We start from the raw sequence: 11,871 nt of genomic DNA, 5'->3' as shown, positions 1-11,871 counted from the left end.
GGCGCGGCCGGTGGCGTGGCCGCGGCCACCGCGACGGCTGCGGGCGCGGGCGCCGCCACGGCCGGCGCGAGATCGGCCAGGTGCGCGCGGTAGCGCTGCGGCAGGTCCTCGACCTGGACCAGGCCGCCGGGATGCAGCACCGCCAGACGCTCGACCAGGTTGCTGAGCTCGCGCACGTTGCCCGGCCACGCGTAGCCGGCGAGGGCCGCGAGGGTGTCGTCGGCGAAGCGGATCACGCCGCGGCCGTTGCGCGCCAGCTGGCCGGCGATCGTGCGCACCAGTTCGGGCAGGTCGTCGCAGCGCTCGTGCAGCGACGGCATGTCGATCGGGAACACGTTGAGGCGGTAGAACAGGTCCTCGCGGAACTGGCCGTCGCCGATCCGCACTTCCAGGTCGCGGTGGGTCGCGGCGATGACGCGCACGTCGCACTTGATGCTCTGGTTGCCGCCGACGCGCTCGAAGCAGCGTTCCTGCAGCACGCGCAGCAGCTTGACCTGCATCGGCAGGCTCATGTCGCCGATCTCGTCGAGCAGCAGGGTGCCGCCATCGGCCATCTCGAAGCGGCCCTTGCGCGCCGACAGCGCACCGGTGAACGCGCCTTTCTCGTGACCGAAGAGTTCGCTCTCCAGCAGCTCGGCCGGGATCGCGCCGCAGTTGATCGCGACGAACGGCTTGTCGCGGCGCGACGAACGCTGGTGGATCGCGCGCGCGGCCACTTCCTTGCCGGTGCCCGACTCGCCGAGGATCAGCACCGTGGTGTCGAACGGCGCGACCTGGTCGATCATCCGCCGCAGCCGCTGCACGGGCGCGCTGTCGCCGGTCGGGCCGCCACCCTGGTCGGCGGTCGCCTGGGACTCGGCGTCGATCCGGCGCAGGCTGGCGATGCGCAGCAGGTTCTCGAGCTGGGCGTGGCGCAGCGGCGATTCAAGCGCCCAGACGCCGGCTTCGTGCAGGCCGTGGGTCGCGGCGAACGCGGTCGGCGCGCCGTCGATCAGCAGCACCGGCGGCGGCACGCCGTCCTTGCCGAGCCAGCCGAAGAACGCGGCCGCGCCGACGCTGTCGTCGATGCCGCCGACCAGCACCGCGACCCAGTCGCCCGGGCGATGGCGCGCGGTCGTGACTTCGTCGGGACCGGCCACCCAGCGCGGACGCAGGTCCATGAATTCCAGCAGGGTGCACAGGCGCTCGGCCCGGTCGCCGTCGTTGTCGATGACGAGGATGCGTGATTCGCTCATGACGGGGTTCCCTCCCGGGCATCGCCGGTGTGCAGCGTGTCGAGGATCTGCATGACGTCCTGGGTGTAGGACAGTTTGCTGACGAAGTTGTCGGCGCCGGCGCGGGTCGCGTGCTCGCGGTGCTCGGCATCGTCGAAATGGCTGGCGATGACGATGTAGGGCGGATCGTCCTGCGCCTTGATCAGGCGCGTGGCCTGCAGGCCGCCCATTTCCGGCATCGCCAAGTCCATCAGCACGACGTCCGGGCGCAGGGCCTCGGACTGGGCGATGGCTTCGAGCCCGTTGCCGGCGGTGCCGGCGATCTCCAGCCAGTCGTGCCGGCGGAAGTGCCGCAGCGCGGCGTTGATGAAACCGTCGTGGTCGTCGACCAGCAGGATCCTGATGCGGTTCATGGCCATCCTCAGCCCGCCCGGGCCAGCAGGGTGCGCCGGCCGCGGGTGCGGGCGGGCGCGATGTCGAGTTGTTCGCGGTACTTGGCGACGGTGCGCCGCGCGATGTGGACGCCCTGGCGGGCGAGCAGGGTGGCGATCGCCTCGTCGGCGAGCGGGCGCTGGGTCGGTTCGGTCTCGATCAGGCGGCGCACCATCGCGCGCACCGCGGCGCCGGAGACGTTGGCGCCTTCCAGGCGCACGGCGAAGAAGCGCTTCATCTCGATCGTGCCGCGCGGCGTCTGCAGGTACTTGCCGGTGGTGATGCGCGAGACCGTGGACTCGTGCATGCCGATCGCGTCGGCCACTTCCTTGAGCGTCAGCGGCGCCATCGCCTCGTCGCCGCGGTCGAGGAACGCCGCCTGGCGTTCGACGATGACGCGCGCGGTGCGCAGCAGGGTGTCGTAGCGCATCGACAGGCCGCGGGTGAACCAGCGCGCTTCCTGCAGCAGGCCGCGCAACGGCGAGGCGGCGTCGCCGCCGTCGGCGAGTGCGCGCTCGTACTGGGCATTGATCGACACGCGCGGCGTCGCCGCGGGATTCAGCGCCACGCGCCAGCCCGCGTCGGCCTGCCAGACGACGACGTCGGGCACGACCGCGCCATCGGTGTCGGGCGCGCCGGTCGAGGCCGGACGCGGTTCGAGGCTGCGCACCAGGCGCGCGGCGGCGTGCACGTCCTCGTCCTCGCACTGCAGGCGGCGTGCAATCGCGGCGACGTCCCGCGCGGCCAGCAGGTCCAGTGCCTGGTCGATGAGCCGCCTTGCCAGCGCCCGACCCGGTACCGGGCCGGGCAGGGCGTCGAGCTGGGCGCGCAGGCACTCGCGCAGGTCCTGCGCCGCGACGCCGGCCGGCTGGCCGTTGAGCAGTTGCCGGCGCACGGCCTCGACCGCAGCCGGCGTGCGGCCGGAGCGCGCGCAGACCAGCGGCGTCAGCGCCGCGAGCGGCTGCTCGAGATAACCGGCGTCGTCGCAGTGTTCGAGCCCGGCGTCCATCGCGAACGCCTGCAGGATGCGCAGCTGCGGATCGCTGGAGGCCTGCGCGGCGATGCGCTGCAGGCCGTCGTCGTCGCCGTCCCAACCGGCGCCGCGGACGTCCCACATCGAGGATTCGGGGAGTTCGTCGAACGCGGCGACGTCGATCGTGGCATCGGCGGCGGCATCGACCACCGGCGCGTCGGACGCGTCGTCGAGATCGAGCAGCGGGTTCTGTTCCATGACCCGGCGGATCTCCAGCTCCAGCTGGAGGCCGTCGAGCTGCAGCAGCCGGATCGACTGCAGCAGTTGCGGTGTCATGTGCAGTTGCTGACCGAACTGCAGCGAAGTGGTCGCGGTTCCCTTCATCGTCACGTTTCCGTCGCGCTACCCCAGCGCGTGGAGGCATCGTGAAGGCCACGTGACGGGGCGGGTATCGGGAGATTCCCGACACCTCCCGCAAATCCCCCGACAGGTGTCGGGGATTCCCCCACACCGTCCTTGGCCGATGTCAGGAATCCGGCTTCCGAACGGCGTCCTGTTCGAAGCCTGCGCCGGTGATCCGGCGCGTCAGTGGATTGCCGCGTCAGGAGTTGCCGTTGCGCTGGCGGGCGGCGAGCAGCAGCAGCTCGTTGGCGCGCCGGCAGCCCAGGGTTTCCATCATCCGCGCGCGATGGGTCTCGACGGTCTTGACGCTGATGTCGAGGTCGGCGGCGATCGCCTTGTTGCCGAGCCCGCGGCCGATCATGTCGAGAATCTGCCGCTGCCGGCGCGATAGCGCATCGATGCCCTCGGCCTTGGTGCGGGAGAACAGCGGCGCCATCAGACGCGACGACAACCGCGGGCTGAGGAAGGTCTGGCCCGACGCCGCGGTGCGCAGTGCCAGCTCGAGCTCCAGCGGCGCGGCATCCTTGACGATGAACCCCGCTGCGCCGCGTTCGATCGCGCCGTGGACGTGCTGCGCATCGTCGTGCATCGACATGATCAGCACCCGGGTGCCGGGCAGGGCGTCATGGATGTCGGTCATCGCCTCGATGCCGCTGCGGCCGGGCAGCGACAGGTCCATCAGCACGATGTCGGGGCGGTGCTGGACGCTGAGCCGGAGCGCGTCGTCGGCGCTGCTGGCCTCGCCGCAGACCTCCATGTCGTGGAAGGCCTGCAGCAGCCGGACCAGCCCGGCGCGCACGAAGGTGTGGTCGTCGACGATCAGGACTCGCAAGGATCGGCTCCCCTCCAGACGGCCGCGAGACGGGCCGGTCCTGCGGAGGATACGTCAGGGGCGCGGATCGGCGCGGCGCTGCTCGGCGACCTGGCGCCGATGCAGGCGGAACAGATGGCGGTCGAGGGTTTCGACGAGGTCCCGCTGCAGGCCTTCGAAGGTCACCCACACGCGCGGCGCGGCCGCGGCGGCGTCGGTCGCGAGCACGCGGGCCGGCAGTTCCAGATGGTCGGGCAGCCAGTCCGACGGCTGCAGGCGGACGACGACGTGGCTGCCGGGCGCCAAGGCATCGCCCGGGGCCATGTCGATGCGCAGGCCGCGGCAGGACCACTGCAGGCTCCGCTCGTGAAGGCCGTCGGCGCGGCGCGCCAGCCGGCTCAGCAGCGACAGCACGAGGTCCAGTTTGGCGTCCATGCGCTGGGCGAGCAGCAGCAGGTCGCCGGAGTCCTCGCTGGTCTCGTCCTTGCGCAGGTCCTCGACCTGGGCGAGAGCGGACAGCAGGGCGATGGCCTGCGTCTGCCGGCCGATGCTGTCGGACGGTTCGACCGCCACCGGCAGGGTCAGCGCATGGCTCAGCGTGTCGTCGAACAGGGTCGCGTCGGCGGCCTCGGGCGTGTGCGGGGCGGTGTCGGTCATGGCGAGACTCCGGCGCTGGCGTAAGCACGCGAGGCAGTATCGGCGCGGCGCATCTGGCGCAGGGTGTCGCCGATGGCGCTCTGACGCTCGCGCATACGCAGCACCAGCGCGTTCTGGCGCTCCAGCAGCGCGCGCAGGACGTCGACGTCCGTGTCGGGCGTGGTCGCGTCGATGTATCCGCGCAGGGCAGCGTCGTACTCGCTCATCTGGCGGGCCGCCAGCGGCATGTCGTTGCCGTCGACCGCGAAGCCGAGTGCATCCAGCTGGTCGTGCAGGTCCTGGGGCATCTCACGGATCACGCAAACGCACCCGCGGCGACCGGCGCGGTGTCGGCGGCGGGGCGTATCGCGGCCCAGGCCGAGTCGATCTCGCCGAGCAGCTCGAGGCACTCGCGCAGCGCGGACGCGTCGTTGTGCAGGTTGGCTTCGGTCAGCCGGCGCAGCACGTAGTCGTACAGCGACGACAGGTTGCCCGCGACCTCGCCGCCGGCCTCGTGGTCGAGCGAGCCGTTGAGGTGGCCGATGATGGCGCAGGCCTCGCCGAGCGCCTTGCCCTTGCGGGCGGGATCGCCGCGTTCCAGGAAGGCTTCGGCCAGGCGCAGGCGTTCGCACGCGCCGGCCAGTAGCAGGGCGACGAGCTTGTGGGGGTCGGCATCCATGACGGCGCCTTCGAGCTGGCTCTGGCGGTACTGCTGGGCGTAATGGCGGGGTGTCATCTCGTGGCTCCTTGCACTTATGTCGTCTGCGCCGACAGCGTCGCCAGCTGCTGGGACAGCGCGCTGCTGGTGCTGGTCATCTGGGCCATCAGCGAATCGAGGGCGACGAACTGGGTCTGGTACCGCTTCGCCGCGGCTTCCATGCGCACGTCCAGCGCTTCGCGCTGGCGGGCGACGTCCTTCAACTGGTCGTTGAGCCCCTTGTCGCGCAGCGTGAACGCGCCATCGGTGCCGACATAGCCCTTGACGACCGTGTTGAGCTTGGCGGCCAGGCCGTTCTCGCCGGTGAACGCCGCGATGACCTTCGAGGAATTGGCCGCCATCGCCTCGTTGAACTTGGTCGCATCGAGCACGAGGGTGCCGTCGGGGTTCGGGAAGCCCTGTGTCTGCAGCCCCAGCGTCTTCGCGTCCAGGCCCTGTTCGGCGAGGCCGCCGAGCAGGTCGTTCATGACGTTGCGCAGCTGCGACGCCGCGCCGCGCATCTGCGCGTCGCCGGTCAGCGACGACGGCGTCTGGGTTTCGGCGTTGTAGGTGGTCGCGGTGCCGATCGCTTTGAGCGCGGCGTTGTAGGCCTTGACGAAACCGTCGACCGCCGCGCGGCTGCCGGCGGGATCCGTGCCGACGTCGACGCGACTCGTGCCCGCCTGCTTCAGCACCAGGCTCAGCCCGGGCACCGCATCGGTGATCGTGTTGCTGGCGGACGTGGTGACCAGACCGTCGATCGTCACCCGCGCATCGGACGCCGGCGACTGTTCGCTCAACCCGGCGACCAGCGTCTGCAGGCCTGCGCCGCCGTCGACGACCTCGATCGAGATCGCATTGGCCGCGCCGGTCTTGGCACTGCCCAGCGACAGGTGCTGGCCTTGATCGGAGGTCAGCAACGCGGCCTGCACGCCGAACTTGCCGGCGGCATCGTTGATCGCGCTGCGCACGTCGGCCAGCGTCGCATCGGCCTTGATCGCGACGTCGACGGTGTCCTCGCCGATCGCGACCCGCAGGGTGCCGGCGGCGAACTTGGTGCCGACCTCGGTGCCGGCGCCGAGCAGCTTGTGCGCGGTGGCCAGCGACTCGACCTCGACCTGGTAGCTGCCGACGGGCGTGTTGCGACCGGCGGTCGGCGTGAGCACCGCGTCGGTGGTTCCGGTGCCCGTCGCGCCCGATGCCAACGACAGCATCGTCGAGCTGACCGTGCGCGCGCCCAGCGCATCGACCTTCTGCAGACTGTCGAGCGACGTCTTCAGCGCGTCGAACGCGGACTTCACTGTGCCGATGCCCGAGAGCTTGAACTTGGTCGCCGACTCCAGCGTGTTGAGTCGCGCGTTCTGCGGCGCGCGGTCGGCCGCGACCAGCTGGTTGACGATCGAGCTGATGTCGAGCCCGGAGCCGATGCCGCCGTAGCCGAACGAATAATCCGCCATGTCTGTCTCCTGACCGGGACTGCCCCGGACGCGCCGCACGTGGCGGCCTACTGCTGTAACGGCCCGATGCCGTGCTTCTTGAGGGCTGCAAGATGCGTGCCCGGCGCGGATCTCCCGTGCCGGGAAGGCCGCATTTTTCTATGTGCACGCTCGCGCGGGCACATGGCCTGGTCGCACTGGCCCATAGGCCGGTCGCGCGCGGGCGCGCCGCGACAGATGGAACGTCACCCGTCGACCGGCAAAAAAAAACCCCCGGCGAACGCCGGAGGTCTTCGAAGGCGGGCGAGGCCGGGATCGACCTCGCCGCCGTCTCGCCAGGACTCAGCGCAGCAGGCTGAGCACGTTCTGCGGCAGCTGGTTGGCCTGGGCCAGCATCGCCGTACCGGCCTGCTGCAGCACCTGGGTGCGCGACAGCTCGGCGGTTTCCTTGGCGAAGTCGGTGTCCATGATGCGGCTGCGCGAGGCCGACAGGTTCTCCGAACCGGTCTGCAGGTTCGCGACGACCGAGCTGAAGCGGTTCTGCACCGCACCCAGGTCGGCGCGCGAGGAGTTGACTGCCTTCAGCGCGGCGTCCATCGCGAGGATCGCGTTGTCGGCGCCTTCGGCGGACGAGATGTCCAGGTCGGCGAAGCCGGTCTGCGCCGCGCCTTCGACACCGTTGTCCTGCGTGCCGACGAACGATGCGGTGGCGAAACCGGCCGCCGCGTCGTCGCTGGTCAGCTCGATGTCGAACGCGCTGCCGTCGGCCTTGCTGAAGGCCAGCGTGCCGGCCGCCGCGGTGCCGCTGACGGTGATGCCGGCCGCGGTCAGGTCGTCACGGACGGCCGTGGACGCCAGCGCGGTGTCGATGTCGGCCGCGGTGACCGCGGTGTCGTCCGCCGCTGCGGTCACGTTCAGGACTTCGACGCCATCGACCGCGAACGTGAATTCTTCGGTATCAGCCAGCGTGGCCGCGGTGAACGCGCCGGACGCGCCGGACGTCGACGGGGTGTCGACCGAGGTCCAGGTGCCGAGCTGCGCGATGTTGGCGTTGGCGATCGACGAGATCTCGATGGTCTGGCCCTGGTTGGCGCCGACCTGGAAGGCCTGGGCGGTGAACGAACCGTCGAGCAGCTTCTTGTCGTTGAACGAGGTCTGGTCCGACACGCGCTGGATTTCCGACTTCAGCTGCGTGACTTCGGCGTTCAGCGCCTGACGGTCGGACTCGGAGTTGGTGGCGTTGCGCGACTGCACGGCCAGCTCACGGATGCGCTGCAGGTTGTTGCCGATCTCGCCCAGCGCGCCTTCGGCGGTCTGCGCCAGCGAGATGCCGTCGTTCGCGTTGCGGGCGGCCTGGTTCATGCCGCGGATCTGGGTGGTGAAACGCTCGGAGATCGCGAGGCCGGCGGCGTCGTCCTTGGCGCTGTTGATGCGCAGGCCCGACGACAGGCGCTGGATCGAGGTCGACAGGCTGGCCGAGTTGGTGGCCAGGTTGCGCTGGGCGTTCAGCGAGATGGTGTTGGTGTTGATGACGGACATGATGCAGGTCTCCTGGGTTGGGAATCCGGCACGGGAACAGGGCCTGGCCGGTGGCGCTGCAGGGAGTTGCCGTTGTGGCCCTGTCCTCTGCTGTAGCCAATAACGGCACCCTGTCGCCGGGCTTTAGGGCCTGTGTCGTTTTTCTGCAGAGCGACCGCCGGGCGCGCGGCGTTTCCCGTGTACGCGGTGATGGCGGACGCTCGGGTCGCTGCGGAAACAGCATGGAAAGCGGGTGTCGCGGATCGGCCGCGCCGCGACGATGGCTCGCCGTGGCGTCTGCGCACGCGCCCAATCGCACGCGGCGCGAATGGTCACGGGCCCATCGCGTCGCAATGATCGGACTGTGTGCGCGCAATGCGCTGGTCGGCTGCGTCATCGGGACGCGAGCGGGCGTCGTCCGCATCCCGACGCGCAAGGCGGCGTCGATGTCCCGGGCACACGTTGCATTGCGAGGGCTTGCGTCGATACGCGTGCACGCTGACGCGACACGCAACGAGCGACAGGGAACGTCATCGGCGCGCTGTCGCATCGCGTGCGACGTCGCATGCGACAGGGAAGAAGACGAAAGCGCAATGCAGGGTGGCGCGCATGGCGCGCATCGATCCCAACAGTGGCGCACGCAGTCGACTGCGTGCGCGATCGAACGATCAGCGCAACAGGTCGAACAGCGACAGGCGCTGGATCTGCATGAAACTCAGCTGCGCGGCTTCGAGTGCGACCTTCTCGAGATTGAAGCGCGAGATGGCTTCCACGTAATCCAGATCGCGCAGTCCCGACAGCGTGGTCTCGATCGTCAGGCCCTGCGCATCGCGCAGGCCGTCGGCGTTGTCGAGCGCGGCGAGCTGGGACCCGCCGCTGGCGCGGGCGTCGATCAGGTGTTCCTGGGCCGTGGCGATGTCGCGCATCGCGCCCTGCAGTGCGTTCTGCTGCGCGGTGCGCTGCGCGTCGGTGGGCGGTTCCTGCGACAGCGCGCCGAGCAGGTTGTCGATCGTGGCGAACATGTCGCGCGTGCCCGCGGGACCGATCTCGAAGCTGTCGCCGTCGGCCGGCGTGCCGTCGAGCACCAGTCGCACCCCGTTGACGACGATCGCATCGCCGGCGGCATGCACGCCGCTGGCGACGACGTCGCCGGCCGCGTCGGTGACCTCGTAGGCGCCGTCCGCGGCGAAGCCGATGCGGTAGCTGCCGCCGTCCCAGGCCGTCGAATCGGCGACGTTGAAGCTGCCGATCCGGCCGGTGCCGGTATTGCCCGCATCGGCGCCTGCATCGATGCGGCCGTCGCCGGTGCGCACGCGCAGGAACACTTCGCTGCCGGGCAGCGTCTCGGTCACGAACAGCTGCGGCGCGACCTCGACCTGGCGCTGGGTCTGGTCGCCGACATAACTGACGCCGCCATTGGCGCGCGCGAACGGTGGGCTGCCGTCCTGGGTGCCGCCGAACAGATAGCGCCCGCTGCCGTCGGGGCTGTTGGCGATATCGAACAGGCTGTCGCGCAGGCTGGTGACCTCGATCGCGATCGCCTGGCGGTCGGCGTCCGACAGCGAGGCGCTGTTGGCGCGCACCGTGAGTTCGGTGATCCGGCCCATGACGTCGCCGGCCTGCGCCAGCGCGTTCTCCTGCATGCCGAGGCGGTGACGGATGGTGTCGCCGTTCTTGCCGAAGCGTTCGAGCTCGGCGAGCGCGCGGTCCAGGCCGACGGCCGAGCCGGCGCCGACCGGATCGTCCTTGGCGGTGATCAGTTTCTGGCCGGTATTGAGCTGCTGCTGGATGCGCGCCAGCGATGTCTGCTTGGTCTGCATCGACGCCAGCGACTGCTGGTAGAGCATCGTGGTGGAGATGCGGTTGCTCATCGGCGCACCGCGCCCAGCACGGACTGGAAGAGGGTGTCGGCGGTGGAGATGATCTGCGCCGCCGCCTGGTAGGCCTGCTGCAGCTGGAGCATGTTCGCGGCTTCCTCGTCGAGATTGACGCCCGAGATGCTGTCGCGCGCCGCCTGGGCGTTGCCGTGCAGCACGGTCTGTGCTTCGACCGCGTAGCTGGCGTGGCGCGCGGCCGAACCGACCGATGTGGTCAGGCCGGCGATCGCGTTGTTGAGGCTGAGGCTGCCGCCATCGAGCGTGGCGAGATCATCGAAGCCGGCCAGGCGCGCGGCATTGCCGTTGTCGCTGGAGCCGGCGCCGGTCGGCCGCACCTCGAAGCGGTCGCCCGCGGCCGGAATGCCGTCGAGCGCGAACGACCAGCCATTGGCTTCGATGCGCTGGCCGGCGGTGTAGGGGAAGGGGCCTTCGCCGTCGAGCATGTACTGGTCGCCGTCGAGGAACTCCAGCGAGGCCGGCGCCAGCAGGTCGGGATTGCCGGCCTGGTCGACGCGCACGCCCGACGGCTTGCCCGTGCCGAGGTTGTCCAGCGCGGCTTCCACCCGCACCGGGGTCGCGGCGGCGATCCGGGACGGGTCCGTGATCGCGACCGACAGGTTGCCTGCGACCTGCGAGGTCGGCTGCAGCAGGAACCGGTCCTGCGCCTGCGGCGTGCCCGACATCACAACGGCCATGCCGCCGACCCGCAGCGGATCGGCCGCGGTGCCGGTGCCCTGCATCGCCACCGCACTGCCGGTCGCCGCGTCGGTCGCCGACCACGCGCCGTCGCGCCACTGCAGGATCACGTTGCGGCCGTCGACCGCGCCGACATCGGCCACGCTGGCCGACAGCTGCGCGTTGCCGCCGTTGCCCGCATGCGGCGAGGCGATCGGCGGGGAGATGCTGAAGAAATCGCCGCCCAGCGCGCCGTACTGGTCGACACCGGCGGCATGGCCGGCGTTGAAGCCGGTTGCCAGGCCGAGCGCGATGCGGCCGAGTTCGGCGCGGGTCGGGTCCAGGACCTGGCTGCGGAATTCCAGCAGGCCGCCGATGCGGCCGCCCATCGCGCGTTCGTCGATGCGGATGGTCTGGCCCGGCGTCTCCAGCGCCATCTGCCGGCGCTCGGGCTGGAAGGGGTCGGCCACCGTGGTCAGCTTCGAGGCCTGGCCACCGACGACCAGCGGCTGGCCGCCCGCCGAATACACGTTGATCGCGCCGCCGTCCTGCTGCACCGCGCTGCCGCCGGTCCAGCCGACCAGTTCGGTGATCAGCTGGTCGCGGCGGTCGAGCATGTCGGGGGACGCGGACGCCGCGCTGCCGATCTGGCCGTTGAGCTTGGCGATTTCCTGGGTCAGCCGGTTGACCTCGCCCGCGCCGGCGATGAGGCCGCTGTCGACCTCGGTGCCGAGCTGATCGAACTGGCCCTGCATCTGGTGGAAACGCGTGGTCAGCGCCTGCGCGTCGCCGAGCATGCTCTGGCGCTGCGCGGCGCCGCTGGCGTTCGACGACAGCGCGCTGACCGAATCGAAGAAGTTGGACCACAGACCGGCGACGCCGGTCGCCTTGTCGGACATCAACCCGTCGACGCGGTCCGACAGCGAGGACAGCTGCTGCAACCGCGCGAGCTCGCCGCCGCTGTCGATCAGCCGCGCATTCGCCAGGTCGTCGGTGACCCGGCGGATGTCGCTGATCTGGGTGCCGGTGCCGATGTAGCCGACGCCGGTGTACATCGGCGTGCGCGTCTCGAAGTCGGCCTGCTGGCGGCTGTAGCCCGGCGTCTTGAGGTTGGCGACGTTGTGGCTGACGGTCGCCAGGGCGCGCTGGAACGCGATCAGGGCGCTGCTGCCGGTGGAGAGGATGCTGGCCATGGGGCGG

Annotated in this window: 11 protein-coding genes; all 11 read right to left on the bottom strand. The window is 70.5% G+C overall.

Annotated features, from left to right (window positions below; all coding sequences use genetic code 11):
- The coding region (locus CJ022_RS16585) for a sigma-54 dependent transcriptional regulator (protein WP_101927734.1) at positions 1-1,235 on the bottom strand (1,235 nt) is incomplete at its 3' end.
- Positions 1,232-1,627 carry a response regulator gene (locus tag CJ022_RS16580; RefSeq protein ID WP_101927733.1) on the bottom strand — a complete coding sequence of 132 codons (396 nt, stop codon included), beginning with the start codon at positions 1,625-1,627 and terminating at the stop codon, positions 1,232-1,234. The genes CJ022_RS16580 and CJ022_RS16585, both read right to left, overlap by 4 nt.
- A gap of 8 nt (positions 1,628-1,635) precedes the next feature.
- Positions 1,636-3,003, bottom strand: a complete 1,368-nt coding sequence (rpoN, locus tag CJ022_RS16575; RefSeq protein ID WP_101927749.1) for an RNA polymerase factor sigma-54 — start codon at positions 3,001-3,003, stop codon at positions 1,636-1,638.
- A gap of 217 nt (positions 3,004-3,220) precedes the next feature.
- Positions 3,221-3,853: a response regulator gene (locus CJ022_RS16570; protein WP_101927732.1), complete on the bottom strand. Its 633-nt coding sequence runs from the start codon at positions 3,851-3,853 to the stop codon at positions 3,221-3,223.
- A gap of 54 nt (positions 3,854-3,907) precedes the next feature.
- Positions 3,908-4,489, bottom strand: coding sequence for a PilZ domain-containing protein (locus CJ022_RS16565; protein ID WP_101927731.1), 582 nt, complete (start codon positions 4,487-4,489; stop codon positions 3,908-3,910).
- The gene (locus CJ022_RS16560) at positions 4,486-4,776 is read right to left on the bottom strand and encodes a hypothetical protein (RefSeq protein ID WP_101927730.1); all 291 of its coding nucleotides are present in this window, start codon (positions 4,774-4,776) and stop codon (positions 4,486-4,488) included. The genes CJ022_RS16565 and CJ022_RS16560 overlap by 4 nt, the downstream gene beginning before the upstream one ends.
- Positions 4,777-4,784: 8 nt before the next feature.
- Positions 4,785-5,204: a flagellar export chaperone FliS gene (gene fliS / locus CJ022_RS16555; protein ID WP_101927729.1), complete on the bottom strand. Its 420-nt coding sequence runs from the start codon at positions 5,202-5,204 to the stop codon at positions 4,785-4,787.
- Positions 5,205-5,221: 17 nt separating this feature from the next.
- Positions 5,222-6,622, bottom strand: coding sequence for a flagellar filament capping protein FliD (fliD, locus tag CJ022_RS16550; RefSeq protein WP_101927728.1), 1,401 nt, complete (start codon positions 6,620-6,622; stop codon positions 5,222-5,224).
- A 321-nt stretch (positions 6,623-6,943) separates the two neighbouring features.
- Positions 6,944-8,143 carry a flagellin gene (locus tag CJ022_RS16545; protein WP_101927727.1) on the bottom strand — a complete coding sequence of 400 codons (1,200 nt, stop codon included), beginning with the start codon at positions 8,141-8,143 and terminating at the stop codon, positions 6,944-6,946.
- Positions 8,144-8,787: 644 nt separating this feature from the next.
- Positions 8,788-9,990: a flagellar hook-associated protein FlgL gene (gene flgL, locus CJ022_RS16540; RefSeq protein WP_101927726.1), complete on the bottom strand. Its 1,203-nt coding sequence runs from the start codon at positions 9,988-9,990 to the stop codon at positions 8,788-8,790.
- Positions 9,987-11,864 (bottom strand): flagellar hook-associated protein FlgK, encoded by a 1,878-nt coding sequence (flgK, locus tag CJ022_RS16535; RefSeq protein WP_101927725.1) that lies wholly within the window; start codon positions 11,862-11,864, stop codon positions 9,987-9,989. Before flgK ends, flgL begins: the two co-directional genes overlap by 4 nt.
- Between the last annotated feature and the right edge of the window lie 7 nt (positions 11,865-11,871).

The sequence above is a fragment of the Luteimonas rhizosphaerae genome (assembly GCF_002849595.1).
GTDB classification, from domain to species: Bacteria; Pseudomonadota; Gammaproteobacteria; order Xanthomonadales; family Xanthomonadaceae; genus Luteimonas; species Luteimonas cellulosilyticus.
The sequence above is the reverse complement of the archived record's forward strand: the minus strand, read 5'-3'. Positions and strand labels throughout refer to the sequence as shown.

Excerpts from the sequence above, each read along its gene's own strand:
- CJ022_RS16560 (WP_101927730.1), bottom strand. The coding sequence starts at position 4,776 with ATGCCCCAGGACCTGCACGACCAGCTGGATGCACTCGGCTTCGCGGTC.
- rpoN (WP_101927749.1), bottom strand. The coding sequence starts at position 3,003 with ATGAAGGGAACCGCGACCACTTCGCTGCAGTTCGGTCAGCAACTGCAC.
- fliS (WP_101927729.1), bottom strand. The coding sequence starts at position 5,204 with ATGACACCCCGCCATTACGCCCAGCAGTACCGCCAGAGCCAGCTCGAA.
- CJ022_RS16565 (WP_101927731.1), bottom strand. The coding sequence starts at position 4,489 with ATGACCGACACCGCCCCGCACACGCCCGAGGCCGCCGACGCGACCCTG.
- flgL (WP_101927726.1), bottom strand. The coding sequence starts at position 9,990 with ATGAGCAACCGCATCTCCACCACGATGCTCTACCAGCAGTCGCTGGCG.
- fliD (WP_101927728.1), bottom strand. The coding sequence starts at position 6,622 with ATGGCGGATTATTCGTTCGGCTACGGCGGCATCGGCTCCGGGCTCGAC.
- flgK (WP_101927725.1), bottom strand. The coding sequence starts at position 11,864 with ATGGCCAGCATCCTCTCCACCGGCAGCAGCGCCCTGATCGCGTTCCAG.
- CJ022_RS16580 (WP_101927733.1), bottom strand. The coding sequence starts at position 1,627 with ATGAACCGCATCAGGATCCTGCTGGTCGACGACCACGACGGTTTCATC.